Genomic DNA, 25,317 nt, shown 5'->3' with positions numbered 1-25,317 from the left:
GCGCAATTGAGATGAATCGCGCCTTTTCTTTTCGCCTAAGCTAAAGAGTTAGAACTGTTGTTTGGCTTGACGTTCTTGCATCACTTTTTTCAGCATTGCGCGTGGCAAAGTGAACCACAGTAAGATCAATGCTAAACAACATAAGCTGAATGCCACCAATGCATACGATTCAAACAACATGCGTGATAATTCAAGCACAATGAAGTTGGTGAACATCATGATCATCGACATTGCAGAGGCAACCGTTCCTTTAGATACATCTGATGACATCATGGCTAAACGATACAGTACTGAGAAACAAATGCCTTCACCAAAGCTCATAATGGTCATACCAATAATCAATGTCCAGACGAAATAATCCGCCATAAACAGACCAGCCAGAATAATCAATGCACCGACAAGCATGGTCGGTAGACCGAATAAAATCGTTTGACCCAGTGGATATTTATCCACGATTTTGACCAAAATCACGCTACCCAAAATCAATGCGCCCAAAACTGGGATTTGTGCTAGACCATATTGCATGCCACTAAAGCCTAAGTTTTCCACCAACATGACAGGTGAAAGTGCAATCCACAGCATAATAGGTAAACATGCTAGGGGTAGAGCAAGCGTCATGACAACAAATTGTTTATTTTTAAAAACTTTCTTAAAGTCAGCAAAAATACTGTTCATTGGCTTTTGCACTAGATTGGCTTTTTGATCTGCCGGCATAGCAATTTTTAAACCCAACCAACCCAATACCGCTAAGAAGGCAATACCAATAAAGCCCCAATGCCAAGACACTTGATCAATCAACAGTGAACCGACTAAAGGCCCAAGCAATGGTGCAAATAAAGTCATATTACCCATAATCGCCATGACTTTAATTGCAGTGCGTTCTTCAAAGTTTTCTTGTACCGCAGCATAACCCACCGCACTAATCACAGTTAAACCCATGCCTTGTAAGAAACGTAAGGTTAAGAAACTTTGAATATTCTGTGTGAATAAAATGGCAATGCACATCACCGCAAAGAATAGTGCACCAGCGAGCAAGACTTTTTTGCGTCCAATACGATCCGACAACGGACCCATCAGCCAAGCAATACAACCACCGCCCAAAAGATAAAACGACATAGACGATGGCGCCCAAGCGCTGCTGACACCAAAATCACGTGTAACACCCAGCATTGCGGGTTGAATTAAATCGTTGCCTAAGTAGACAGCGAACTCAAATAAAACCAATGCCAAAGGAAACAACAACGTGGCAAAGGTGAGTTTAGAAATTTGTGGGGAAGACATTGTTTTCAACGTAGGTTTTACAAGCAGTCAAAGCCAAATCACGTTTTAACAATCAACATGATTCGAGCCCCTGACCGACAGGAGATTTAAATTAATTTTGCAAAAAGAACAGTAATAGCAATGTACAGCACCGATTGGGAGATCATGCTGAGCAGACAAACAATTCAATTTCAAAAAATGGGAGATTTCAAATAAAGACACCCACGACATAGCGTAGGTGTTAAAAACTGCGTGAAGTTTAACATAACTTTACAAGCGATAAAATTCTAAGCTGAATTTTGTCGATGAAACGTGCGGTTTTAGATTATGAATCTATATGTGGCAGAGATTGCTGCTTGATGAAATGAATTACATGAAGAGAAAGAACAGTAGCAAAAAATAATTAAAAACAACAAATAGATCACATTTTGCCCGCATGTTTATCCATAAAGTAGAAGCAGGGATATGTCTTGTCTGACATATGAAGAATTAAAACGACAATCAAGAGGTATAAGAACATGTATGAAGAAAAAATTGTGATTCCAAATCGTATTTCATGGGCCAGTGTTTTTGCGGGTGTAATTGCAGTCCTTGCCATTTCCATGTTGTTGTCTTTATTGGGTGTAGCGCTCGGTTTTGCCCTTTTAGATCCTGAATCTGCGACCGATGTGGGCAATGGTTCAGGCACAGCAGTAACCATTTGGACCATTATTTCCTTACTGATTAGTTTGGGCATTGGTGGTTTTATTGCGGGTCGACTTGCAACGACGGATGGTTATATTCACGGTTTCCTCGTTTGGGCATTGTCTTTATTGGTCGGTATTTGGTTTGGTGCAATGACCATCAATAATGCGGCACGTATTACCGGCAGCGCAATTAGCTCTGTGACTTCCGCTGCGGGAAGTGTTGCAACGGGTATTGGTAAAGGGGGAGTTAATCTTGCAAGCTTAGGTACACAAGCCTTTGAAGAGCTTGTGCCATTGCCTGAATTTAAAGATGGTGATGTGAAACTGACCGAAGCTTTGCAGAAAACCGGTATTGAGGAATTACAGCCACAATACTTAAAAGCACAAGGTGAGTGGGCGAAAGATCAAATTAAGGCATCTGCGAAAGATTTGGTTTTAAATCCAGATGATAGCGATAAAATTATTCAACAATTGTCTAATACCTTGAAAAATCGTGCTCAAGCAGTCACAGCTTCAATCGATCGTGATGAAGTCAGCGAAGCGCTTGCTAAAAACACCTCACTGACACCACAAGAGGCGGATCAAGCAGTCAATAATTATCTTGTTCAGCAAAATGAGTTTTTCAATAACTTGGATAGCAATATTCAAAAAGCAAAAGTTCAATATGTTCAAGCCAAAGAAGATGCAAAAGAAAAAGCAGCTGTTGCAACCAATGCTGCTGCTAAAAGCTGCACTTTGGTCATTTATTGGATTGTTTATCGGCTTATTGGTGACGGTGTTTGCAGGTAAATTTGGCGTAGATCGTTGGTCACGTCGTCGTACCATTGTTCATTAAGCTAAAAATGTAGGTCTAAGCCGACTTTATTGAGTCGGCTTTTTTAATGCTAAGTATTAAAAGATCATAAAAATAGGCGCGTATCACAATCTGTAGCTTGAAATATTTCATCCAACTGTTTGTGTTTTCTTAGCTTCCATGTCATCTAAATAGCTATTAAGTGAATTTTACTCATCTTTAATTGAATTTATATCGTTTTACTCATGTTTTGATTCGCGTTTAAATAAAGCCATACAGAAATTTAGCTTTTTATAAGAAATTTAGGCGGATATCTCCATGAGTCAGAAATTTGCATGTTCAATTAAACGCATTCGCTTTGATGAGCATTACGCGCCAGCGAATAACACTCGTTTAACAACTAACTTTGCCAATTTGGCACGTGGTGAAAGCCGTCAAGAAAATCTGCGTCGGACTCTGGCAATGATCAATAATCGCTTTAATAGTTTGGCCACTGTTGATAATCCAAAAGGTGATCGTTATTCACTTGAAATTGACATTATTTCGGCTGAAATTGATATTGAGGGCAATGGTGAAACCTTCCCGTTCATCGAAACACTGAAAAGCACCGTCATCGACCATCAAACAGGTGAACGTATTGAAGGCATGATTGGCAATAGCTTCTCATCGTATGTGCGTGATTATGACTTTAGTGTGGTCTTGCCAACATTGGGTTATAAGACGGATGAAAAGCCCGAAGACTTTGGTGACTTGCATGGCAAGCTATATCTACATCTTATTAATTCAGCGGTGTTTAAAGCTGAGTTTAAAAAACAGCCTGTCATTTGCCTAAGTGTTTCCACCACTAAAACGTACTACCGTACTGCGAATACCCATCCTGTATTGGGTGCAGAATACACCAATAATGATGATTCACGTACCGATGAATATTTCAAAAAAATGGGTCTCAGTGTTCGTTATTTCAAGCCTAAACATGCTAATGCACCACTGGCATTCTACTGTGCAGGCGACTTACTCCGTGACTACACTGATTTTGAGTTGATCAGTGCGATTGCGACCATGGAAAGTTTCCAACGCATCTATCGTCCTGAAATTTACAACACAAATTCACCTGCAGGCGTGATTTATCAACCAAGTTTAAGCTATGGCGATTATTCTCTCACCCGTATTGTTTATGACCGTGTTGAACGTGGTCAGTTGGCGGTCAAACAAGGCAAATGGACAGAAGAAAACTTTATCAAACCCTATAAAGACATTCTGGATGAGTGGGCGGCTAACTTTCAAGTAACCGCTGCTCAGAAAGATGCTGCTTAAAACACCGACATGATTTATAGATTGACCTAATTTAAAGAAAGAAGATGAGATATGGCACTTTTACTCCCAACATCGACAGCAGGCAGCTTACCGAAACCCGCTTGGCTTGCTGAACCTGAACAACTTTGGTCACCTTGGAAACTTGAAGGCGATGCACTTTTAGAAGCAAAACGTGATGCATTAAAGCTGTCTTTGCATGAACAACGTCAGGCGGGTATCGATATTGTCAGTGATGGTGAACAAACCCGTCAGCACTTTGTGACCACGTTTATTGAACATCTTGAAGGGGTGGATTTTAACAAGCGCGAAACCATGCGTATTCGTAACCGTTACGATGCCAGTGTGCCATCTGTCGTGGGTGAAGTGTCTCGTAAAAAAGCAGTTTTTGTCGATGATGCCAAGTTCTTACGTAGCCAAACCACGCAACCGATTAAATGGGCATTGCCCGGTCCTATGACCATGATCGATACGCTGTATGATGGTCATTACAAAAGCCGTGAAAAGTTGGCGTGGGAATTTGCCAAAATTCTGAACCAAGAAGCTTTAGAACTTGAAGCAGCAGGGGTCGACATCATTCAGTTTGATGAACCTGCGTTTAATGTGTTCTTTGATGAAGTGAATGATTGGGGGATTGCAACCTTAGAGCGTGCACTTGAAGGTCTAAAATGTGAAACCGCGGTGCATATTTGCTATGGCTATGGCATTCAAGCCAATACCGATTGGAAAAAGACTTTGGGTAATGAATGGCGTCAGTACGAAGAATCGTTCCCCAAACTGCAACAATCTAAAATTGATATTGTGTCACTCGAATGTCAAAACTCCCGTGTTCCAATGGATTTGATTGAACTCATTCGTGGCAAAAAAGTGATGGTCGGTGCGATTGATGTGGCGACCAATCAAATTGAAACGCCTGAAGAAGTCGCTCATACATTACGCAAAGCACTGCAATTTGTAGATGCAGATAAACTTTATCCATCAACCAACTGTGGGATGGCACCATTATCTCGTCAAGTCGCACAAGGCAAACTAAATGCGTTAAGTGCAGGTGCTGCAATTGTGCGTCAAGAGTTGGGTGCTTAAGCGAAGTCAATCCTATAGAGGAAGATTGAGTGGCAATTTGGGTCATTCAATCTTTTTTAATTTTACGATTAGAAAAGTGTAGAAATTCGAGAGAGAAGAGATGATTGAGGCAACGGACTTTAGAAACGCGATGTCTTTACTAAGCACAGCGGTAAATGTCATTACCACCGCGGGTGAAGCGGGAATGCATGGATTTACCGCATCTGCGGTGTGTAGCGTGACTGATACACCACCGACTTTGTTGGTGTGTATGAATCAATCTTCTCGTTCTCATGCGCAATTTCTTGAAAATAAAGTACTAGCGGTAAATGTACTCAGTACTCAACATGAACAGCTTTCTAATGCTTTTGCCTCAAGCAAATTCAATGCCGAACAACGCTTTGAACTGGCAGATTGGAGCACACTTGAAACAGGCGCACCGATTTTAGAAGATGCCTTGGTCAGTTTTGATTGTGAGATTGTAGATATTCAGCAAGTTGGAACACATAGTGTATTGATGTGTCATGTCGTTGGAATTAAACAAAGTCAGCAACAAGAAAGTTTGGTGTATTTTAATCGGGCTTATCATCAGGTTGGAGCAGTTGAAATAGCCTAAGTTTTATAGGCTTTAAGATGCAATAAAGGTTTTTTGCATTCTTTTTTTATTGAACTGAGTTGGTTTGTTTTGTGAATGTCAGCTAAATAAAAGCGTGGAACTCGGTTTAATAAATAGGCATGGAACATGAAAAATTCTTCAAAAAAGCTGAAGTGGCTATACTTGATTATGTTGATTTTAGGAATATTTAAGAATTTCACTCTAAGTCATTTGCTCAACAGTTTTTGATTTTTTATCATTTAGGGTAATCAGAAATAGCCAATAACATAAGCCAGGGAATAAAGCCATAAGAATAGTCCATGTATTGGTATACATCTTCCACCATTCTTTTGAAATTTCTCCTGTATGGCTCCATCCGAAAAGAATAAAAAAAGGTGCAGCAATAATTAGAGCACTAATACAGATGGTTAGCAGGTTAAGGATGCTATAACGATTTAAAAGAATTGAGAACATAAAGCTGAAAGGTACAGTCAAAATACAATAAGCTAAGTAAACAAGACCATGCCCTACAAAAACCACAAAAATTGAATAAAGGCTATATTCATGATTCATTATGATAAAGAGCAATGCGGCAAAGAAAAGTAATGGTAATGGAGCAAGCAGTAGGGCTTTTAGTATTCTTTCTTTTGAGTATTTCATTAGCTTAATTCTCTTATTTACTCAATAATTATTACTACTATACCTACTTTAGCAAAGAGCTTTAAATCACCATTTAACATAAGGGATATTAAGTAAAATAGAGTTCTTAGTGTGAGATGAGGAATATTCATCTAATAAAATTATTAATGAATATTTTTATCTAAATCGGGTATCCTATGCATATGCAGACTTTGTTATAGCAATACGCTTGGATACCTGATGATTGAACTCCGCCACCTTAAGACCTTAACTGCAATTCGAGAACATGGTTCATTGGTCGCAGCAGCAGGCGATTTATGTTTAACACCCTCGGCATTGTCACATCAGTTACGCGAGTTGGATCAATGGTTTGGCGTAGAAGTGGTCAATCGGAAAACCCGACCTGTGAGTTTTTCTAATGTCGGTCAACGTTTATTGAAATTGGCAGATGAAATATTGCCGCAAGTGCAAATTGCCCAATCTGATATTTCACGTATTGTGCATGGACAAACAGGGCGAATAGTTTTTTCTTCTGAGTGTCATAGTTGTTTTGATTGGCTCATGCCACTATTAAATCAATATCGTATTCAATATCCAGATGTTGATTTAGATTTTGCTTCAGGTTTCGAAGCAAATCCGCATGAATTACTGCAAACAGGCGAATTTGATTTACTCATTACCGCAGATCCCATTGCATTAAAAGGCATTGAATATTTCCCAATTTTTGAATATGAATCGCGCTTGGTGTTATCAAATACCCATCCTTTGGTTCGTGTGAAAGAGATTACCGTGCAAGAATTGGCTGAAGAAACTTTGGTGACTTATCCGGTAGATAAGCACCGTTTGGATATCATGTCGCGCCTGTTTATTCCTGCCAATATTCAACCCAAAAGTATTCGTACCACCGATTTAACGCAAATGCTGATTCAACTTGTCGCGAGTGGGCGAGGGATTGCTGCACTGCCAGATTGGGTCGTGAATGAATATGAACAAAAAGGGTGGGTCACATCGCGCCGTCTTGATTGTGTGGCAGCGGAAGGCTTACGTCGCACACTGTATGCCGGTTTTAGAAGTGAAGAAAAGCAAAAGGATTATTTTGAAGGGTTCTTAAAATCATTAGAACGTTTTTCAAAAAAGCGCACGCAGTATTATCAATAAAATATTTTTGTGTGCGTTCCATTAGATCTCTTTCATAAATCAAAAAACGCTCTATCTTTTGCTGATTATTTGTACCGAAGAATTTTGAATATTCATGCATAATTTGCGGATGAAATACATCGATTCGAAGAAGCTTTCTGAAACACAGTTTAAGCGATATACAGGCATCTCATGTTCAACCTTTGATTTAATGGTTGAACAACTGAAAATGCATGTCCCTGCAAAAGGTAGACCACCTAAATTAAGTGTAGAAGATCAGGTTTTACTCTGTCTGAGCTATTGGCGTGAATACCGAACTTTATTTCATGTCTCAACAAGTTATGGCGTGTCAGAGCCTACTGCTTCAAGAATCGTTCGCCATGTAGAGGATTGTCTAATCAAGTCCAATCTATTCAATTTACCTAAGAATTTGCCTGAAGGCGAAGGTATTGACTGGAATGTGGTGATCGTAGATGCCACAGAAATCCCAATACAAAGGCCTAAAAAAACAGAAGAAAAGCTATAGTGGCAAGAAGAAGGCACATACTTTTAAAGTTCAAGCCATTATCCATTATAGAACTCGGCAAGTTCTGAGTTTATGCACGAGTCGTGGTGCTGTACATGATTTCGAGCTATTCAAACGCAATTTAAATCAGGTTCCTAAAGGGTCTTTTATCCTTGCAGATAAAGGCTATCAAGGGATTTACGCAGTGTATCCAAATAGTCTATTGCCATTAAAAGCAAAAAAGCGCTGCAAACTAGATCTCGAGCTAAAAGTTTACAATCAAGAAATCAATAAAAGAAGAATTGGGATTGAGCATGTATTTGGCAGTTTGAAGACCTTCAAAATACTTGCCGAGCGATATCGTAATCGAGGCAAAAGACTAGGCTTAAGATTCAATTTAATTGCTGGAGTCTATAACATGGAACTGAGTAAAAAATGACTTATGAAAGAACTCTATTTAAAAAAAGCCCCAATCTATGGGGCTTTTTTATAGATAGCTGAATCTAAACAGGTTGTGTCATATTTTGAATAGATAAAATTTCTTCAATTTGTTGCTGGGTCATTAAACCTTCACTACGAATCAATTCAATGACACTACGATTTTCTCGGAAAGCCGTTTGTGCCAAGCGTGTGGTATTTTCATAACCTAAATAAGGATTTAAAGCGGTCACAATGCCAATCGAGTTTTCGACCAAATGTTGACAATGCGCTGTATTGGCTTGAATGCTCACCACACATTTTTCTTGGAACATACGCATAGCATTGTTCAAAATATCAATAGATTCAAACAGTTTAAATGCAATTAATGGCTCCATTGCATTGAGTTGTAGTTGACCCGCATCGGCAGCCAAAGTGACGGCTAAATCATTGGCAATGACCTCAAAACAACTGATATTCAACGCTTCAGGAATAACCGGATTGACTTTGCCCGGCATGATGGAGCTGCCTGCTTGACGCGCTTCAAGTTGAATCTCGCCAAAGCCTGTACGGGGACCACTCGAAAGCAAACGTAAGTCATTGGCAATTTTAGAAAGCTTGGTGGCAGTACGCTTTAGTAAACCAGACAATAAGACAAATTCGCCCATATCTGAAGTCGCTTCAATCAAATCATCTGCACTTTGAATGGGGCGTTGGATCAATGTTGCTAGTTCAGCGACAGCAATTTCTTGATAAGCTTTTGATGCATTTAATCCAGTTCCAATCGCTGTACCACCTAAATTCACTTGATATAAACTTTGCGGAACAAGGTTTTTAATTAATTTAAGATCTTTGGCTAAAGTATTTGAAAAAGCGAGAAATTCTTGCCCTAAAGTCATGGGAACGGCATCTTGTAATTGGGTACGACCCATTTTAAGGACATGCTCAAATTGCTTAGCTTTTGCTGCAAATCCATTAATTAAGTTTTGAAATGGTTTTTCCAATTGGTCAATCATTAGCACCAAAGCCATTTTAATGGCAGTGGGATACACATCATTGGTCGACTGCGCCATATTGACGTCATTATTGGGGTGTAAATACTGATATTGACCTTTTTGATGTCCCATATATTCTAAAGCAATATTGGCAAGGACTTCGTTCATATTCATATTGGTGGATGTGCCAGCACCACCTTGTAACATATCCAATTCAAATTGATCGTGATAGCGACCTTCAATGATCTGTTGGCAAGCATATTCAATGGCTGTGTATTTCTCTTGGCTTAAATGACCTAATTGCAAATTTGCTTTAGCACATGCTAGTTTTACCCATGCAAGTGATTGAATAAAAAGTGGATATTGGCTGAGTTTATTATGGCTTAAGTCAAAGTTTTGTAAGGCACGTTGGGTTTGAATGCCAAAATAAAACTGTTCTGGAATATACATTTCTCCAATTAAATCTTTTTCTAAGCGATGATTGAGGAATTGATTCATGTTGCAAAAGCCAGTGTTTTTAAGAGATAGCTTCATACTAGAAACGTTTTGAAATATTCTCTAATGCATTTATTGCACAAGCTATTCAATTAATGCATATTTGCAAAATGAACTTATTTAAAGATGCAACATGAGCTTAGAAATTCGCTGGATTGAAGATTTGATTGCCCTTGAAACAGAGGGCACAATTTCGAAAGCGGCAGAATTGCGCTGCGTGAGTCAATCGTCATTTACACGAAGAATTCAGCACTTAGAAGATCTTCTTGGTTTTAATGTGATTAATCGTGATAGTAAATATGTGAATTTTACCGAAGCGGGTCGCATCTTACTGCGGACGTCAAAGAGCATTAAAAGCCAATTGGATGACACGCTGCACTTACTCAATGAACAACAACAAGAACAACAGGGCAGTATTAAAATTGCGATCTCACATTCGCTGATTGCTCAGTTTTTACCAAAATTTATCAGTTCTTTACCCAGTTCGATGCAAGGTATTCATTATGAAATATCGAGTGTCAATTTGTGGGAAGGATTGAAAAAGCTGATGCAAGGTGCTTGTCATTTTCTAATTTGTTATGGCGATGCAGATTTGATTCAAACCTTGAATCCACAGATTTTAGCGCATATTAAATTAAGTGAAATTCAAGTCATTCCCGTCAGTGTCAAAGATGGAAATCAAGCAAAATATGATATTCATCAACCTTTTCCTTTGTTGGCATATGGACCTGAAACTTTTCTAAAAGGCTTTGTTGATCACAAACTCAAACATTTAAAATATAAAAAACTGTATGAAGCTGATAATGCACAAGATTTACGTGAGTTGGTCATGCAGGGGCTGGGCATCGCATGGTTACCATCATCCATTGTGGAAAAAGAATTAAAAGCGGGCAGCTTAGTGAGTTTTGATTCAACCTACAGTTTCAATAATCACATTTATATTTTAAAGCATAAAATGAATGATCCCGACAATGTGAATTACTTTTGGGAGCAATTATTACAGTCGAGATCACATGATTTAAACATGTAAAAAATGAATCACAGTGCTTAAACTGAGAATCGAACATAACGTACAAATCAATAAGATGGCGGGTACTTTTTGCATTTCATATTGCTGACCAAATACTGCAAAAATCCCGACCATCGAAACACTCGCGAGTAAGGTGCCAGCAAAGATCATTTCCGCATCTGCACTCGGAAACAGTAGGAATAAGCTATAGACCAAAAGCGGCATCAGAATAAGTTTCAGTGTGGAGATGATCATTGCATCGCGTGCTAAATTACTTTGACTCGCGATTGAAATACCATACAAGCTGCCGCCAATCACCAGTAAACCTAATGGCATAGCGGTTTGACCAATCGGTTGTAGCGCTTTGATGAGTATGTGCGGCAATACAATGTCGCATGCACTGAATACAAAGCCAAGGAACAGCGCGATGACAATCGGATTTTGAATAATGCTTAAAATGCCAGATTTAAGAATATTCTTAAATGTCGTTTTGGATTTTCCGATTTCTAAACAGATTAAAAACAGTAAAAAGACAATAAAGTTTTCAAGTAAAAAGGACATACCAAAATAAATGGCAGCTTTCTCTCCTAAAAATAAATACAGTAAGCCACTGCCAATAAAGCCCGTGTTTGACATCGAACTTCCCATTGCCATCACACTGGCATGCGTCAAAGATTGCTTAAATAATTTAAAGTAAATGAATAAAGCAATGCTAAACACGACAAACGATACCAAGCCGAAACTGACCAAATAAGGGACTTGTAGTAATGTAGTAAAGTCTTGAGAGGAAATACTCACGATCAACATACAAGGCAGGGCAACTTTAATGACAAATAAACCCATCGCTTTAAAATGATCTTTGTTCAATAAACCAAAAGATACAGTCAAATAGCCAAGTAAAATCGTGATAAAAATAGGGATAATAAGGCGAATAATGTCGAGCATCAGTATTTCTATTTATTTGAAAGTTGCAATTTATTGGTTGAATATTGTGCTTATTTTTAATGGAAAAGTATAGGATTTATCTCGAAAAATGAGAAAATATAATTTTCAGGTTTATTCAATATTAAGCTTGCATCATCAATTTTCTCTAGCGGTACTGAATACGCATTTTAACGATCAGCTGAACATTCAAAGCGATCTAGCCACGCTATTTCATTCGATGCATACATTTTAAAATCGACACAACCACCCGAGCGTTATCATTTCCTTAAAATAACACTATAATAGCCATATTCTTGTTAGTGTCGGCTGCAGATTTGGCAGCTTTGATTTAACCCTAACGCCCTATTTTAAGTCAAAATTTCTCCGTGATACGGCTTATTCAAACAGATTCAAACACTTGTTGATCAATAATAATCAACAAGCCCATTAGGTGCCCGCATGGAAATTAAGGTTAATTATCTCGATAATCTTCGCCAAGAAGCGAAGTTCGATGATTTCTCCGTCATCGCTGATCAGCCGATTCGTTATAAAGGGGATGGCTCAGCTCCCGGTCCATTCGATTATTTCTTAGCATCTTCAGCACTGTGTGCAGCTTACTTTGTCAAAGTGTATTGCTTGGCGCGTGATATTCCGACCGATAATATTCGTTTGTCACAAAATAATATTGTCGATCCTGAAAATCGTTACAAACAGATTTTTAAGATTCAGGTTGAATTGCCTGCCGATATTTCTGAAAAAGACCGTCAAGGAATTCTGCGTTCAATTGACCGTTGTACCGTGAAAAAAGTGATTCAAACCGGTCCCGAATTTATTATTGAACAAGTCGAAAGTATTGATGCAGATGCGCAAGCATTATTGATGCCTTCGTTGGCTTCTGAGCAAAAAACAGTTATTCCGGGTAAAGACTTACCCTTAGAAGATACGATTGCCAATATGTCTGCCATCTTGGCAGGTTTGGGTATGAAGATTGAAATCGCATCTTGGCGTAATATCGTGCCGAATGTGTGGTCATTACATATTCGTGATGCACAATCTCCAATGTGCTTTACCAATGGTAAAGGTTCAACCAAAGAAAGTGCCTTGGCATCTGCTTTGGGCGAATTTATTGAGCGTCTAAACTGTAACTTCTTCTATAACGATCAATTCTGGGGTGAGGACATCGCCAATGCAGCATTTGTGCATTATCCAGATGAGAAATGGTTTAAACCGGGTCCAAATGGTGAATTGCCAAAAGAAATTCTCGATGAATACACGTTGGAAATTTACGATCCTGAAGAAGAGCTTTTAGGTACGCATTTATATGACACCAACTCAGGCAATACTGAACGTGGCATTTGTTCATTGCCCTTTGTACGTCAGTCTGATGGTGAAACGGTTTATTTCCCATCGAACTTAATTGAGAATTTATATCTTTCCAATGGTATGAGTGCGGGCAATACCTTAGAAGAAGCCCAAGTTCAGTGTCTGTCTGAAATCTTTGAACGTGCCGTAAAACGTGAAATTTTGGAAGGGGAAATTACCCTGCCAGATGTACCTGAGTCTGTGATTGCCAAATATCCAAAAATTGTTGAGGGTATTAAAGGGCTTGAGGAGCAAGGCTTCCCAGTCTTAGTTAAGGATGCATCACTCGGTGGCAAATATCCTGTGATGTGTGTGACTTTAATGAATCCACGTACAGGCGGTGTATTTGCCTCATTTGGTGCACATCCAAACTTCGAAGTTGCACTTGAGCGTAGCTTAACGGAACTTCTACAAGGTCGTAGTTTTGAAGGTCTAAATGATCTACCTAAACCTACTTTTAGTTCAAATGCAGTGACTGAACCGAATAACTTCGTAGAACACTTCATTGACTCGAGCGGTGTCGTATCTTGGCGTTTCTTTAGCTCGAAGTCTGACTATGCATTTGTGGAGTGGGACTTCACCAATAATGGTCAAAATTCGAATGCTGACGAAGCTGCTGCGATGTTTGGCATTCTTGAAGAAATGGGCAAAGAAGTCTATATGGCGGTTTATAAGCATCTTGGTGCAACCGCTTGCCGTATTCTTGTGCCTGATTATTCAGAAATTTACTTGGTTGAAGACTTGGTTTGGGACAACACCAACAAAGCACTTCTTTACCGTGAAGATATCTTGAATATTCACCGTTTAGACGACGAGCAGCTTGAAGCTTTGGTTGAACGTTTAGAAGAATGTGATTCAGATGATTACACCGAAATCAAAACCTTGATTGGTGTGGAATTTGATGACAATACGGTTTGGGGTCAACTGACGATTCTTGAGCTGAAATTGTTGATCTATGTAGTATTGCAACAGTTTGAAGAAGCGAAAGATTTAGTCGAAGCATTCTTGCAGTTCAACACCAATACGGTTGAGCGTGGCTTGTTCTATCAATGCATGAACGTGGTACTTGAAGTCATGCTTGATGATGACATGGAACTTGAAGAATACGCACACAACTTCCGCCGTATGTTTGGTGATGAACGTATGGACGCCGTATTAGGTTCTGTAGATGGTTCAATCAAATTCTATGGTTTGACTGAAACCAGTATGAAACTTGAAGGTTTAGACCGTCATTTACGTCTGATCGACAGTTATAAGAAATTGCATGCGGCTCGTGCAAAATTTGTGGCTGCGCAATAAGTTTTAAAGCTACATTCATAAAAAAGCTCCCAACTGGGAGCTTTTTTATGGCTTAAATTACTGAATGATCCAACGACGATTCACCGATTGTGCTGCATTGTCATAATGAATGACTTTGGCATAATTTCCGACCGCCGTAGCATTCTCAGGAATATCTTTAGTGACCACGCTACCTGCACCGATGGTGACATTATTACCAATGTTGACGTCATCGATAATACAAACATTGGGACCGATATAGACATTATCGCCAATCGTGGCGGCTTGACGGCCGCCGTTGGCACCAATTGTCGTGAACTGCGATAAATTGACGTTATTACCAATAATGGTTGTTGGATTCACCACCAACGGACCACCATGTCCAATGAATAAGCCATAACCCACTTGGGTCGTGCAGTGAATATCAATGCCGTATTTCTTCTTCTTATAATAAAAAATAGGGTAGGCGCATTTACCCATAAAAGATTTCTGACTGGCAATGCGTAGCCAAACACTAAAATTAAAACCACGATTAAATAGATAAGTTTTAAGTAAAGCTTTAAAAGAGGTGCTGCCTGTATAGCGATATAAATCGCTTAAAATCAATTGCCAAAGCATAAGATCGAATGAGAAAAAGAGAAGGGACTATTTTGCGCTAAATTGAGCCAATCAAACAGTGCATAATTATAAAATGAACCCTAAAAAACTCCATTTGAATTATGTATGAATGTTCTTTTAGAAATGTAAAAGAGGCTTGCGGCAGGAAAAAATGTTGCTTATATTAAAACTACAGTAGGTCATTGAACTAGGACGCTACTGAAGAGTTGGACGGATCAATGACAGTTAGTTGAGCTTGTTTTGACAGGCAACAAATCTAGCACTAGCCATCCAACAAAAAGCTCGCAGCAATGCGAGCTTTTTTTATATTTTGTCATACAATTTATCGAAAACTTAATAAAACAATCACTTATGATAAATAAGCTTCATGATATTAACATTGCTAAAAAATCTAACAATTTTATAGGCATCGATTATGCCGAAAGCATGTTATAAAAAATTTGATTTTGGATAAGAGAAGGAGATATCAAATGAAAAAGATGATTGATATAAAAGTAAAAGACCAATTTAGCCAAATCATTAATGCAAAAGCGGTACTGCCACAAGATACAGAACATGATTCACTTGAGATGCAAAAGTTACTGCAAAAAATTGAACATGTGGTGATTGGCGATGAAATCATTTTACCGAGTATCGAATTATTATTTGAAAGCCAACATTCTCCAAGTATTTATCGTGTGGTTGAAGTCAACTAAGTACTAGTCGTCTTTCATAAAAAAACTCACCATTTAGGTGAGTTTTTTTCTTGTGGAAAAGAAACTATTCATTCATCTCTTTGAGCTTTATGCAGACATCATAACGTTCAAATTCTTTTAAAACACGTTCAATGGCTTTCTGTGCAACAGGCTCTGATGCCGCATAAACACATTCTTGATTCAATGTACTATCGAAACATTCTATGTGATGAATGCACCAGTGATTTGGCAGCTTATGTTGTTGCAAAATAATGCGACGAAGTTGCATTCCTGAATCGGCACTGCGCGGTAATACTGTGGTCATCGCGAGCTGAATCGAGTAGTTTGAGTCTTGCGCATTTAAAAAAGTAATCACCCAATTGCCTACTTTTTTGAGATACATCGGATTATCACAATCATCAAATTCTAAAGCATAATACATGGCAATCACTCGAACACTTCTATGAGAGATGTTATCGGTGTTTTGACGTCATGCAGATATACGATTTAGGTCTTGATCAAAGAAATTGGTTATAAATCTATTTTATCTATTTTTATAAATATCAATATTTTAGTTGTTTTTAAAGCATATTATTGATTGCTAAAACAACTCATATCATTTGTTTAAAGACTAACAGGGGCTGAGCTAAGATAAGCGGATGAAGACGGACATCAAAAAGGCAGCTCTCACTAAAAGAAATGCCTTAGATGATATTAAATATATTTACAATTAAAGCGTTACAATCGCTTTATTTTCCAAAGCTTTACGTAGATAAGGGTCGAGATCTTCTTGACGCATGAGCCATTGTACATAATCCGCAGGCAAGTCAGCGATTGCAGTCCCGCGGTGTTTACCAAAGTTAATCGTGCGAGGGATACGTGCATCTTCAGAGGCTGCATAAAGCTCTTCAATGCTATTAATTTTCAGATGATGCACAATATGCATTAAAATATTTGCCGTTAAAATAATATCCATATCGGCACGATGTGCCTTACGAATCATGTCGCGTGCACGTTCACTGCCTTTGGTAATCATATAGATAAGTGCAGAAATATTGTGCGCTTCTGCATCTGGCCACACCACGCGTGCGAGAGCAAGTGTGCAAATGGCTTTAATTGGGGTGGAATCGATACCACATTTTTCTAAAGCACGAATATCATAGTCAATATTATGACCAATAATATATTGGGTCTCACTCGGAAGCTGAAAAGTAGAATAATGCGGTTTACCGACCAATTCGGATTCTAAAATATGATGCACCGCCATGGCTGCATAAGAGATCGGTTCATCACAACTATACAGTTGGTCAAACAGGCGGCTTTTATCTAAGCTGATTTTATGATTGTTGATCTCGACAGGCGCATAAGCAATTTCAATCGGCTGACCATTGAGTGTATGGGTTTCGGTATCGAGAATAATTGCCTGCATTGACTAGCACCATAATATTGAGAGATATCTCATATTAACGATAATTTTAAAAAAATGATTCGTCAAACACGCATAAAAGTTTAATTTGCTGCATAAATTAGCGCGGAATGGTCTTTTTTGAGTTCATCGGATGAAATCATAGCTTTATAGAGATGCAAGGGTAGTCCATCTTCCTGATCAATCAGTTTCATTGGCACTTGACCATCACGGTATTCAAAGATCGCCATGGGAAAATAATCACGATCGAGCACAATGAAACGATTATCTTTTACTGCAATGTCAAAATCGATAAAGGTCTGTTTTAGTAAACGTAAAAAAATACTTTGATTACTAGAAAGTTTATTTAACTCACGAATACGATCACTATCCGTTTGATGCATACTTTTCAGATATAGCTTTTGTTGATGCGTCATTTGTGATTGATAGCGTCGAATGGTATTAGGCTTCGTTGGCTCAGATTGCATGCTGCGAAAGGCATAACCTAAAATCAAGCCGAGGATAAAGAAAAATAAAAGTGCGAGCATTGGATATTTTTATATTCGTTCATGTGAGTGCAACAAGGTGTTTTAAAATTATACGATATACGTTTTAAAATTGAAGGATTTAAAATCTCTATTTTTAATTCAAGCATTTGATTTGACCACTTATGAGTGATCTGAATGTTTAAAATGAAATAAATTTATAGAAAACTGAGCAAAGATCATGGTCGTAAAACTGAAACTTCATGCTACAATACGCGCCAATCTTAGCACGGCTTAAAAGCCCTAATTTAATAGGACCTCGCTAATGTTTGCCAATATCTCAGTTGCTGAATTTGATCCAGAAATCGCTCAAGCGATTACACAAGAAGATGCTCGCCAAGAAGCGCACATCGAACTTATTGCTTCGGAAAACTACTGCTCACCAGCAGTCATGGAAGCGCAAGGATCAAAACTTACGAATAAATATGCAGAAGGCTACCCAGGCAAACGCTACTATGGCGGCTGCGAATATGTAGACGTTATTGAACAATTGGCAATTGACCGTGCTAAAGCGCTTTTCGGTGCTGATTATGCAAACGTTCAACCGCATGCTGGTTCTCAAGCAAACTCAGCAGTTTACTTAGCACTTCTTAACCCAGGCGACACAGTTTTGGGTATGAGTCTTGCGCACGGTGGTCACTTGACGCACGGTTCTAAAGTAAGCTTCTCTGGTAAAACATATAACGCGATTCAATACGGTCTAAACCCTGAAACAGGTGAGATCGATTATGAGGAAGTTGAACGTTTAGCTGTTGAACATAAGCCAAAAATGATCGTGGCTGGTTTCTCTGCGTATAGCCAAATTGTAGATTGGCAACGTTTCCGTGACATCGCGGACAAAGTGGGCGCTTATCTATTTGTTGATATGGCACACGTTGCAGGTTTGGTTGCTGCTGGCGTTTACCCAAGCCCAGTACAAATTGCTGATGTAACAACCACAACAACGCACAAAACACTTCGTGGTCCACGTTCAGGTCTAATCCTAGCGAAAGCGAACGAAGAGATTGAGAAAAAACTTCAATCTGCAGTATTCCCTGGTAACCAAGGTGGTCCTTTGGTTCACGCGGTTGCAGCGAAAGCAATTTGCTTCAAAGAAGCAATGGCACCTGAATACAAAGAATACCAAAAACAAGTGGTTGTTAATGCTAAAGCAATGGCTGAAGTATTAATGGCACGTGGTTATGACGTTGTATCTGGTGGGACTGAAAACCATCTATTCCTATTGTCTTTAATCAAACAAGACATTACAGGTAAAGAAGCGGATGCTTGGTTAGGTGCAGCTCACATTACTGTGAACAAAAACTCTGTACCAAACGATCCACGCTCACCTTTTGTGACTTCTGGTATCCGTATTGGTACACCAGCGGTAACAACACGTGGTTTCGGCGAAGCTGAAGTACGTGATTTGGCAGCTTGGATTGCTGATATCCTAGATGCGAAAGGTGATGAAGCCGTGATTAATGCGGTTAAAGCGAAAGTTGAAACAGTTTGTGCGAAATTCCCAGTTTACGCAAAATAAGTTTTAACGGCTTTCGTTAAGGAAAAAGCCTCCTTTTAGGAGGCTTTTTTTATGGATACATTTTTGTGGTGTATCTGCATGTATACATCGTATATAACTACGTAGAATGTATAAAGAACAAAAGAATAAGGAACATTTTAGAATGAATAAGCCTTCTTTAATTTTATCTGAACAAAACCTAAATCGTTTAGAAACCATGTTGGAAAATCAAGCGACTTTGACGCCAACCATGAAACGACTTGAAGATGAGCTCGCACGTGCTGATGTGGTAAAGCCACAAGATATTCCGAGCAATGTCGTGACCATGAATGCACGGGTACAAGTCAGTATTGCAGATGCTAAAATGCCAACCGAAGTGACATTGGTATATCCGCATGACTTCAAAGGTATCGATGGGCAGGTGAATGTGCTTGCACCGATTGGTGCTGCTATCTTAGGTCTAGCGGAAGGGCAAGTGATTGAATGGCCGCAACCCGATGGTCAGCTCATGAAAGTGAAAATTGAAAAAGTGTTGTATCAGCCAGAGCGCGAAGGCGATTATTTATAAGCCATGATTCAGTCAAACAGATATTGATCAAAAAGCCCCGAATGATGGGGCTTTTTAATGCGCGTTAAAAGCATTAATTTATTTGAATATTTAAGATAAATAGAGTTTTATTTTATTGAAATTAGAGTGTTAGGTTAAGTAGTTTAGGTGAGCGCTTCTCTCAAATTACAGGAAATATATGCTTGAATGATGCGTGTTATTTGCAAAAATCTACAGGAACTCTGTTATAAAAGACGTAGTATGAGAGGAAATCATGAGGCTTTGCGTTTATGTCACAACTTGCTGTATTGGTGCCTATTCAAGAAATCACGGTCGATGCGACAGAAATTTTACAGCTGAAACGTGAGCAATTGGTGCCTTTACTGAATGATCAATATAAACTGAATCATTATGCAGACTCACTCATTCAAGCGCAGTCCGTATTGTTAAATGGTGTTGATCCGCATTTAACTCAGCAACTGAGTCAAACCATTGAAAAATTAATCCAATCTTTGGCAGATTCAAAGAAAATTTTAAAGAAAAAAAAGTTTAATGCGCTGCAAAAATGGCTCGGAATTGATCTCGACTTTGGCTCGAGTCAGGTCGAATATTATAAAAATTTAGATCGACTGCTCAATCAAGCCAATCACTTGAGCCGTAAACTGCAAATTGAGATTCAAAAATCACAAGCACGTTTTCAGCAATTGATAGGTTTACGTGAGCAAATGGCGAAATATGTGGTCGCTGCTGAAGAATTTTTAACTGAGTATCCGCAATTTGTGCCGAATCAACACCCATTAGATAGTTTTAAAGAACGCCTTTCGAAAAGAATCTATACCTTAAAAACGCTGCAAGCCAGTAATGATATTGCGATTACCCAGATGCAACTGTCACAGCAGTTATCATTTAGTTTGCTTGATCGCTTTAAAGAGGCACAGCAAGTGTTAATTCCCGCATGGCAATATCATGTAAAACAAAGCCAAATGAAACACTCGACAAATGATCTGGATAACCTTGATAATAGTCGAGAAAAGTTAATTAAAACATTAAGACAATCGCTCGAGAAATCTTCGAAAACATAACAACTTAGGGTGCAATATGACTCAATCTGAATTCGTGAATTTACCCATCGAAAGCACAACAGAACTTGCTGAACAAAAGTTTCAATATATGGATTTGAAAGCGCTCGGTTTACAGTCTAGCGATTTTCAAGAGGTGATGGCTGTACGTAAAGAATTACAAGACATGAGTCATAACACTGTGGCGGAATATGGCAAAAACATTGCCAGTAAAACCTCATCTTATACTGACGAGCTACTCAACTTAGTCCAGAACAAGGACTTAGATACAACAGGTCAAAAACTCAATCAAGTGGTACAAGTTGCACAACAGTTAAATACTTCAAGTATTTTAAATAAAAAGAAAAGCTCGGGTTTTATTGGTGGGTTACTCAGTAAGTTTAAAGGTGCAAAACAAAATTTTGATGCCCATTTTAATACCACCAAAGAGCAGATTGATGCATTGGTCACAGAAATTGAAAGCTCGCAAAGTGGCTTAAAAGCGCGCGTTGGTACTTTAGATAAAATGTTTGAAGGCGTGCAAGATGAATATAAGCAACTAGGTATTCATATCGCAGCAGGACGGATTCGTGAACAAGAACTACAACATGAGATTGCAGAACTAACGGCATTGCCACAAGATCAAAGCACTACCCAAAAAATCTATGATCTTAATCATCTTACCAATAACTTAGAAAAACGAGTCAGTGACTTAGAAGTCTTACAACAATCTGCCATGCAAACCCTACCCATGATTCGGATTATTCAATCGAATAATTTGATGTTGGTGGATAAGTTTTATGCGATTAAAAACATTACTTTACCGGCATGGAAAAACCAAATCAGTTTAGCCATTTCGCTGAATGAGCAAAAAAATAGCGTACAGCTTGCCAATACGATTGATGATGCCACCAATGAATTGCTGCGTCGTAATGCCGATTTGTTGCATCAAAACTCAGTCGATACGGCAAAAGCCAATCAACGTTCCGTGATTGATATTGAAACCCTTGAACATGTTCAAAATACCCTCATTAATACAGTGAACGATGTGATTCAGATTCAAAAAGAAGGCATGCAAAAGCGAACTGAAGCAACCACACGTTTAAAAGCCCTGCAACAAAATTTAAATCATTTGGTGATTGAAAATGCAGGATCGGGCAAGCAAAGTTCATCCTCTTGAATTGGGCTTGCGTCTGAAGCCTAGGATGAGGAGCATAAATTGCCACCATTAGATGAATATGCGGTTTCACATCATGATCTGAGCTCAGGGATTGTTGTACTGAAAAAACGCCAACGTAATCTCAGCTTACTGGCAATATTAAGTAGCAGTATTTTGATTGCAAGTGTGGTGGGTTTATTCTTACAGCAAGATTTGGTTTATGGCTTCTTTGGTTTAAGCACTGAAGTACAACAACTACATGTGCCCGTAAGTTTAGATGAACAGTTTACCTATGGCGGTAACAGCCCCGATTACTTTTTAAGTTTACTGAGTTGGTTTGGTTGGCTGATTTTGAAGATCTTTGCATCTTTTATCGGTGCTTTTGTGGCAATCAGCCTATTAAAGAAGTTGCGCTATTTTTATGTGCGTTTTCAATCTTTTGTGTTGAAATTTGTAGGATGGTTGATTGCTTTTATTGTGATTTGGTCAGGGCTGACCTATTGGCAGCATGATTTAAACGATCATCAAGATAATGCTTATCAAGCCTTGGTGTATTACGAGAATCACATTCATGAAAGTGAAATCGCGCAATCATTGGCAGGTGCTAACGTTACTGTTCCCGTTAAATCCTATTTGTTGGCGCAAACTGCGTTATTACATCAACCTGCTGACCTTGCTACAGCAAAACCCTATGTGGCAGCTTTGGTCGAAGCTGAACAAAAAGATGCGAAATTCGAACGCTATGGTTTTAAGGCAGAACAGCTTTGGGTGATGCAGCAGCAAGTTTATGAAAAGACCCTGACGCCAATCGCAGAGAGCGTTAAGACTCAGGTGCAAACAGCCAATCAACTTAGTGATATCGTCAAACTGTTTTTAATGGGATTGATTGTGGTGAGCATTATTTTGAGTGTCATTTTTTATCTTCTGGCGCGCTCTATTCAAGCCCGAACCGCAAGAATTGAACATCGAATTTTAGATTAAAACATTGCCCTGTTTATCAGGGCTTTTTTACGCATTCTATTTTTATATCAACCTCAATTAAAGCGAAACCAGCTGAAGCGCTTAAGTTTTAACTATGGCGCTGTGTAACTTTAATTCACATCTACTGCAAGCTCAGAATCCTGGTAGATTTATCATCTATAAAAACGATCGTTTATATAAAAACAAACTGTTTTAACTATTTTTATTAATGGACTACTATAGCTTCATCAAATAAACATTTACTCCTTTGGAGACGTTAGCAATGTTAGACACAAATACAACAGCCCAACTGAAAACACTTTTAGAACGCTTAGAAGGTCCAATCGAAATCGTTGCGACTTTAAATGGCTCTGATAAATCAGACAAAATCAAAGAATTGGTGACTGAAGTTGCTGCACTTTCGAATTTAGTGACTGCTCGTTTTGATGGTCAAAACAAACGCGCACCAAGCTTTGGTATTGCAAAAGCAGGTGAAGAACCACGTGTGTACTTCGCAGGCTTACCAATGGGTCATGAGTTCACATCACTTATTCTTGCATTGTTACAAACTTCAGGTTATGCACCAAAAGTGTCTGATGAAGTGTTGGCTTCTATTAAAGGCTTAGGCATCAAATCTGATTTTGATGTGTTTGTATCTTTAAGCTGCCATAACTGTCCTGACGTGGTTCAAGCATTGAACTTGATCGCGATTTACAACCCAGGCACAACAGCGACCATGATTGATGGCGCATTCTTCCAAGACGAAGTTGAAGAACGCAAAATCATGGCTGTACCCATGGTATTCCAAGACAATGAACATATTGGTCAAGGTCGTATGACACTTGAAGAAATCATTGCCAAATTGGATACCAACTCTGCAGCGAAAGATGCTGAAAAGTTAAATAGCAAAGATGCATTTGATGTGCTTGTGATTGGTGGTGGCCCTGCAGGGAACACATCTGCGATCTATGCGGCTCGTAAAGGTATCAAGACTGGTATCGTGGCTGAACGCATGGGCGGTCAGGTTATGGATACCATGGACATTGAAAACTACACGTCAGTGCAAAAGACACAAGGTCCTAAGTTTGCTGCTGAGATGGAAGCACACGTGCGTGAATATGGTGTCGATATCATGAACCTGCAACGTGTGTCTGACATCAAAGGTGCGGATGAGACTGCAAACGGACTCGTTGAAGTAACACTAGAAAATGGTGCAAAACTTGAATCGAAAACTGTAATCCTGTCTACAGGTGCACGTTGGAGAGAAATGAATGTACCGGGTGAGCAAGAATACAAAACCCGTGGTGTTGCGTACTGCCCACACTGTGATGGTCCACTCTTTAAAGGCAAACGTGTTGCTGTGATTGGTGGCGGTAACTCAGGTGTAGAAGCTGCGATTGACCTTGCAGGTATTGTTGAGCATGTGACATTGGTTGAGTTTGATACCAAACTACGTGCAGACCAAGTGCTTCAAGATAAATTGAACAGCTTGCCAAATACCACAGTGATCAAAAATGCATTGTCGACTGAAGTTGTTGGTGATGGTAAACAAGTCACAGCTTTGAAATACAAAGACCGTGCAACTGATGAAGAACACACAGTTGAGCTCGCAGGGATCTTTGTACAAATCGGTTTGTTACCAAACACAGATTTCTTAAAAGAAACCAAAGTTGAATTAACCAACCGTGGTGAGATTGTGATTAACGAACGCAACGAAACTAACGTGAAAGGTGTATTTGCTGCGGGTGACTGTACAACTGTACCGTACAAACAAATCATCATTGCCACAGGTGAAGGCGCGAAAGCATCACTCTCTGCGTTTGATTACATCATCCGTTCTGGACAATGAGTTGATTAGATAAGAAAAATGGTCAGTGAGCTCCCCAACGCACTGACCATTTAAATGGTTTTATAGTTGAATATTGTTTTTCTCAATATTCTCGTTTTATAGGAACTTTGGATGCTAACACCGAGTTCCTTTTTTTATGTCTGCATGGTCTAAAATAAAAATGCCCCCTCACATTTTTGTTTTATCCCTTACAGTTTCGCTATTTTTGTTTTTGCTCTTATTATTGTGCTCCCCTCTGTATATTCTATATATAGCAAAAGCTATACCAGTTTTAGTTTTTCTTAAGAATTGAATAAATTCAGTCCTTTAAACTTTTGCATCAATTGTTCTTGTGTTTCTCTATGTTCAGGATGTGGCACAATGCACTCAATTGGACAGACATCAACACAAGTTTGACGCTCATAAAAGCCCACACATTCGGTGCAACGGTGTACATCAATTTCATAGATTTTATCGCCCTCAAAAATGGCATCATTCGGACATTCTGCTAAGCACATATCACAGTTAATGCATTTATCAGTAATGAGTAATGCCAT

At 39.0% G+C, this 25,317-nt stretch carries 25 protein-coding genes; 16 read left to right on the top strand and 9 right to left on the bottom strand.

The window, feature by feature from the left end; genetic code table 11:
• Positions 1-48 precede the first annotated feature (48 nt).
• Complete coding sequence (locus GFH30_RS08545) at positions 49-1,281, bottom strand: MFS transporter (protein ID WP_153371830.1); 1,233 nt, start codon at positions 1,279-1,281, stop codon at positions 49-51.
• A 497-nt stretch (positions 1,282-1,778) separates the two neighbouring features.
• Between GFH30_RS08545 and GFH30_RS08540 the strand changes: the two genes are divergently transcribed.
• The 4 genes from GFH30_RS08540 (at position 1,779) to GFH30_RS08525 (ending at position 5,728) form a co-directional block, all read left to right on the top strand.
• Positions 1,779-2,735, top strand: a complete 957-nt coding sequence (locus GFH30_RS08540; protein WP_227551486.1) for a TIGR04086 family membrane protein — start codon at positions 1,779-1,781, stop codon at positions 2,733-2,735.
• A 322-nt stretch (positions 2,736-3,057) separates the two neighbouring features.
• A complete protein-coding gene (locus tag GFH30_RS08535; RefSeq protein ID WP_153371829.1) occupies positions 3,058-4,053 on the top strand; it encodes a putative oxygenase MesX in 996 nt (331 codons plus the stop codon).
• Positions 4,054-4,104: 51 nt separating this feature from the next.
• Positions 4,105-5,133: a methionine synthase gene (locus GFH30_RS08530; protein ID WP_153371828.1), complete on the top strand. Its 1,029-nt coding sequence runs from the start codon at positions 4,105-4,107 to the stop codon at positions 5,131-5,133.
• A gap of 100 nt (positions 5,134-5,233) precedes the next feature.
• Positions 5,234-5,728, top strand: a complete 495-nt coding sequence (locus GFH30_RS08525; RefSeq protein WP_153371827.1) for a flavin reductase — start codon at positions 5,234-5,236, stop codon at positions 5,726-5,728.
• A 201-nt stretch (positions 5,729-5,929) separates the two neighbouring features.
• On the opposite strand, the gene GFH30_RS08520 is transcribed toward GFH30_RS08525, so the two are convergent.
• Positions 5,930-6,367 carry a hypothetical protein gene (locus GFH30_RS08520; RefSeq protein WP_153371826.1) on the bottom strand — a complete coding sequence of 146 codons (438 nt, stop codon included), beginning with the start codon at positions 6,365-6,367 and terminating at the stop codon, positions 5,930-5,932.
• Between the two features lie 219 nt (positions 6,368-6,586).
• Here GFH30_RS08520 and GFH30_RS08515 point away from each other — a divergent pair, with 219 nt between their 5' ends.
• The 3 genes from GFH30_RS08515 to GFH30_RS13370 all read left to right on the top strand — a co-directional run bounded on the left by GFH30_RS08515 (position 6,587) and on the right by GFH30_RS13370 (position 8,427).
• Entirely contained in the window at positions 6,587-7,504 is a 918-nt protein-coding gene (locus GFH30_RS08515) for a LysR family transcriptional regulator (RefSeq protein ID WP_153371825.1), read from the top strand.
• A gap of 109 nt (positions 7,505-7,613) precedes the next feature.
• Positions 7,614-8,009, top strand: a complete 396-nt coding sequence (locus GFH30_RS08510) for a transposase family protein (RefSeq protein ID WP_171501076.1) — start codon at positions 7,614-7,616, stop codon at positions 8,007-8,009.
• Positions 7,957-8,427 carry a transposase gene (locus GFH30_RS13370; protein WP_196779981.1) on the top strand — a complete coding sequence of 157 codons (471 nt, stop codon included), beginning with the start codon at positions 7,957-7,959 and terminating at the stop codon, positions 8,425-8,427. Before GFH30_RS08510 ends, GFH30_RS13370 begins: the two co-directional genes overlap by 53 nt.
• A 64-nt stretch (positions 8,428-8,491) precedes the next feature.
• Here the strand turns inward: GFH30_RS13370 and GFH30_RS08500 are convergent, their stop codons facing one another.
• Positions 8,492-9,898 (bottom strand): aspartate ammonia-lyase, encoded by a 1,407-nt coding sequence (locus tag GFH30_RS08500; protein ID WP_153371823.1) that lies wholly within the window; start codon positions 9,896-9,898, stop codon positions 8,492-8,494.
• A gap of 130 nt (positions 9,899-10,028) precedes the next feature.
• On the opposite strand from GFH30_RS08500, the gene GFH30_RS08495 reads away from it, so the two are divergent.
• Positions 10,029-10,925 carry a LysR substrate-binding domain-containing protein gene (locus GFH30_RS08495; protein WP_153371822.1) on the top strand — a complete coding sequence of 299 codons (897 nt, stop codon included), beginning with the start codon at positions 10,029-10,031 and terminating at the stop codon, positions 10,923-10,925.
• Here GFH30_RS08495 and GFH30_RS08490 read toward each other — a convergent pair.
• Positions 10,914-11,849 carry an AEC family transporter gene (locus GFH30_RS08490; protein ID WP_153371821.1) on the bottom strand — a complete coding sequence of 312 codons (936 nt, stop codon included), beginning with the start codon at positions 11,847-11,849 and terminating at the stop codon, positions 10,914-10,916. The genes GFH30_RS08495 and GFH30_RS08490 overlap by 12 nt on opposite strands.
• A gap of 438 nt (positions 11,850-12,287) precedes the next feature.
• Between GFH30_RS08490 and GFH30_RS08485 the strand changes: the two genes are divergently transcribed.
• Positions 12,288-14,489, top strand: a complete 2,202-nt coding sequence (locus tag GFH30_RS08485) for an OsmC domain/YcaO domain-containing protein (RefSeq protein ID WP_153371820.1) — start codon at positions 12,288-12,290, stop codon at positions 14,487-14,489.
• 57 nt (positions 14,490-14,546) lie between these two features.
• On the opposite strand, the gene GFH30_RS08480 is transcribed toward GFH30_RS08485, so the two are convergent.
• Positions 14,547-15,086, bottom strand: coding sequence for a serine O-acetyltransferase (locus GFH30_RS08480; protein WP_153371819.1), 540 nt, complete (start codon positions 15,084-15,086; stop codon positions 14,547-14,549).
• Between the two features lie 470 nt (positions 15,087-15,556).
• Here GFH30_RS08480 and GFH30_RS08475 point away from each other — a divergent pair, with 470 nt between their 5' ends.
• Positions 15,557-15,781, top strand: coding sequence for a hypothetical protein (locus GFH30_RS08475; protein ID WP_153371818.1), 225 nt, complete (start codon positions 15,557-15,559; stop codon positions 15,779-15,781).
• 64 nt (positions 15,782-15,845) lie between these two features.
• Here GFH30_RS08475 and GFH30_RS08470 read toward each other — a convergent pair whose 3' ends face one another.
• The 3 genes from GFH30_RS08470 to GFH30_RS08460 all read right to left on the bottom strand — a co-directional run bounded on the left by GFH30_RS08470 (position 15,846) and on the right by GFH30_RS08460 (position 17,713).
• A complete protein-coding gene (locus tag GFH30_RS08470) occupies positions 15,846-16,202 on the bottom strand; it encodes a hypothetical protein (protein WP_153371817.1) in 357 nt (118 codons plus the stop codon).
• Positions 16,203-16,490: 288 nt separating this feature from the next.
• Positions 16,491-17,189 carry a putative quorum-sensing-regulated virulence factor gene (locus GFH30_RS08465; protein WP_153371816.1) on the bottom strand — a complete coding sequence of 233 codons (699 nt, stop codon included), beginning with the start codon at positions 17,187-17,189 and terminating at the stop codon, positions 16,491-16,493.
• A gap of 80 nt (positions 17,190-17,269) precedes the next feature.
• Complete coding sequence (locus tag GFH30_RS08460; protein ID WP_153371815.1) at positions 17,270-17,713, bottom strand: hypothetical protein; 444 nt, start codon at positions 17,711-17,713, stop codon at positions 17,270-17,272.
• Between the two features lie 262 nt (positions 17,714-17,975).
• On the opposite strand from GFH30_RS08460, the gene glyA reads away from it, so the two are divergent.
• The 6 genes from glyA (at position 17,976) to ahpF (ending at position 24,781) form a co-directional block, all read left to right on the top strand.
• A complete protein-coding gene (glyA, locus tag GFH30_RS08455; RefSeq protein WP_153371814.1) occupies positions 17,976-19,229 on the top strand; it encodes a serine hydroxymethyltransferase in 1,254 nt (417 codons plus the stop codon).
• A 142-nt stretch (positions 19,230-19,371) separates the two neighbouring features.
• A complete protein-coding gene (rnk, locus tag GFH30_RS08450) occupies positions 19,372-19,776 on the top strand; it encodes a nucleoside diphosphate kinase regulator (RefSeq protein WP_153371813.1) in 405 nt (134 codons plus the stop codon).
• Positions 19,777-20,045: 269 nt separating this feature from the next.
• The gene (locus tag GFH30_RS08445) at positions 20,046-20,837 is read left to right on the top strand and encodes a tellurium resistance protein (RefSeq protein ID WP_153371812.1); all 792 of its coding nucleotides are present in this window, start codon (positions 20,046-20,048) and stop codon (positions 20,835-20,837) included.
• Positions 20,838-20,853: 16 nt separating this feature from the next.
• On the top strand, positions 20,854-21,993 hold the full coding sequence (locus GFH30_RS08440; protein ID WP_153371811.1) for a toxic anion resistance protein: 1,140 nt from the start codon (positions 20,854-20,856) through the stop codon (positions 21,991-21,993).
• 39 nt (positions 21,994-22,032) lie between these two features.
• Entirely contained in the window at positions 22,033-22,953 is a 921-nt protein-coding gene (locus GFH30_RS08435; protein ID WP_153371810.1) for a hypothetical protein, read from the top strand.
• A 262-nt stretch (positions 22,954-23,215) separates the two neighbouring features.
• Positions 23,216-24,781 carry an alkyl hydroperoxide reductase subunit F gene (gene ahpF, locus GFH30_RS08430; RefSeq protein ID WP_153371809.1) on the top strand — a complete coding sequence of 522 codons (1,566 nt, stop codon included), beginning with the start codon at positions 23,216-23,218 and terminating at the stop codon, positions 24,779-24,781.
• 281 nt (positions 24,782-25,062) lie between these two features.
• On the opposite strand, the gene GFH30_RS08425 is transcribed toward ahpF, so the two are convergent.
• The gene (locus GFH30_RS08425) at positions 25,063-25,317 is read right to left on the bottom strand and encodes a YfhL family 4Fe-4S dicluster ferredoxin (protein WP_153371808.1); all 255 of its coding nucleotides are present in this window, start codon (positions 25,315-25,317) and stop codon (positions 25,063-25,065) included.

The sequence above is a fragment of the Acinetobacter wanghuae genome, from assembly GCF_009557235.1.
Classification (GTDB): domain Bacteria; phylum Pseudomonadota; class Gammaproteobacteria; order Pseudomonadales; family Moraxellaceae; genus Acinetobacter; species Acinetobacter wanghuae.
Note: the sequence above shows the minus strand (reverse complement) of the source record. Positions and strands in the feature narration are given on the sequence as shown.

Excerpts from the sequence above, each read along its gene's own strand:
- GFH30_RS08545 (WP_153371830.1), bottom strand. The coding sequence starts at position 1,281 with ATGTCTTCCCCACAAATTTCTAAACTCACCTTTGCCACGTTGTTGTTT.
- GFH30_RS08540 (WP_227551486.1), top strand. The coding sequence starts at position 1,779 with ATGTATGAAGAAAAAATTGTGATTCCAAATCGTATTTCATGGGCCAGT.
- GFH30_RS08535 (WP_153371829.1), top strand. The coding sequence starts at position 3,058 with ATGAGTCAGAAATTTGCATGTTCAATTAAACGCATTCGCTTTGATGAG.
- GFH30_RS08530 (WP_153371828.1), top strand. The coding sequence starts at position 4,105 with ATGGCACTTTTACTCCCAACATCGACAGCAGGCAGCTTACCGAAACCC.
- GFH30_RS08525 (WP_153371827.1), top strand. The coding sequence starts at position 5,234 with ATGATTGAGGCAACGGACTTTAGAAACGCGATGTCTTTACTAAGCACA.
- GFH30_RS08520 (WP_153371826.1), bottom strand. The coding sequence starts at position 6,367 with ATGAAATACTCAAAAGAAAGAATACTAAAAGCCCTACTGCTTGCTCCA.
- GFH30_RS08515 (WP_153371825.1), top strand. The coding sequence starts at position 6,587 with ATGATTGAACTCCGCCACCTTAAGACCTTAACTGCAATTCGAGAACAT.
- GFH30_RS08510 (WP_171501076.1), top strand. The coding sequence starts at position 7,614 with ATGAAATACATCGATTCGAAGAAGCTTTCTGAAACACAGTTTAAGCGA.
- GFH30_RS13370 (WP_196779981.1), top strand. The coding sequence starts at position 7,957 with ATGCCACAGAAATCCCAATACAAAGGCCTAAAAAAACAGAAGAAAAGC.
- GFH30_RS08500 (WP_153371823.1), bottom strand. The coding sequence starts at position 9,898 with ATGAATCAATTCCTCAATCATCGCTTAGAAAAAGATTTAATTGGAGAA.
- GFH30_RS08495 (WP_153371822.1), top strand. The coding sequence starts at position 10,029 with ATGAGCTTAGAAATTCGCTGGATTGAAGATTTGATTGCCCTTGAAACA.
- GFH30_RS08490 (WP_153371821.1), bottom strand. The coding sequence starts at position 11,849 with ATGCTCGACATTATTCGCCTTATTATCCCTATTTTTATCACGATTTTA.
- GFH30_RS08485 (WP_153371820.1), top strand. The coding sequence starts at position 12,288 with ATGGAAATTAAGGTTAATTATCTCGATAATCTTCGCCAAGAAGCGAAG.
- GFH30_RS08480 (WP_153371819.1), bottom strand. The coding sequence starts at position 15,086 with ATGCTTTGGCAATTGATTTTAAGCGATTTATATCGCTATACAGGCAGC.
- GFH30_RS08475 (WP_153371818.1), top strand. The coding sequence starts at position 15,557 with ATGAAAAAGATGATTGATATAAAAGTAAAAGACCAATTTAGCCAAATC.
- GFH30_RS08470 (WP_153371817.1), bottom strand. The coding sequence starts at position 16,202 with ATGTATTATGCTTTAGAATTTGATGATTGTGATAATCCGATGTATCTC.
- GFH30_RS08465 (WP_153371816.1), bottom strand. The coding sequence starts at position 17,189 with ATGCAGGCAATTATTCTCGATACCGAAACCCATACACTCAATGGTCAG.
- GFH30_RS08460 (WP_153371815.1), bottom strand. The coding sequence starts at position 17,713 with ATGCTCGCACTTTTATTTTTCTTTATCCTCGGCTTGATTTTAGGTTAT.
- glyA (WP_153371814.1), top strand. The coding sequence starts at position 17,976 with ATGTTTGCCAATATCTCAGTTGCTGAATTTGATCCAGAAATCGCTCAA.
- rnk (WP_153371813.1), top strand. The coding sequence starts at position 19,372 with ATGAATAAGCCTTCTTTAATTTTATCTGAACAAAACCTAAATCGTTTA.
- GFH30_RS08445 (WP_153371812.1), top strand. The coding sequence starts at position 20,046 with ATGTCACAACTTGCTGTATTGGTGCCTATTCAAGAAATCACGGTCGAT.
- GFH30_RS08440 (WP_153371811.1), top strand. The coding sequence starts at position 20,854 with ATGACTCAATCTGAATTCGTGAATTTACCCATCGAAAGCACAACAGAA.
- ahpF (WP_153371809.1), top strand. The coding sequence starts at position 23,216 with ATGTTAGACACAAATACAACAGCCCAACTGAAAACACTTTTAGAACGC.
- GFH30_RS08425 (WP_153371808.1), bottom strand. The coding sequence starts at position 25,317 with ATGGCATTACTCATTACTGATAAATGCATTAACTGTGATATGTGCTTA.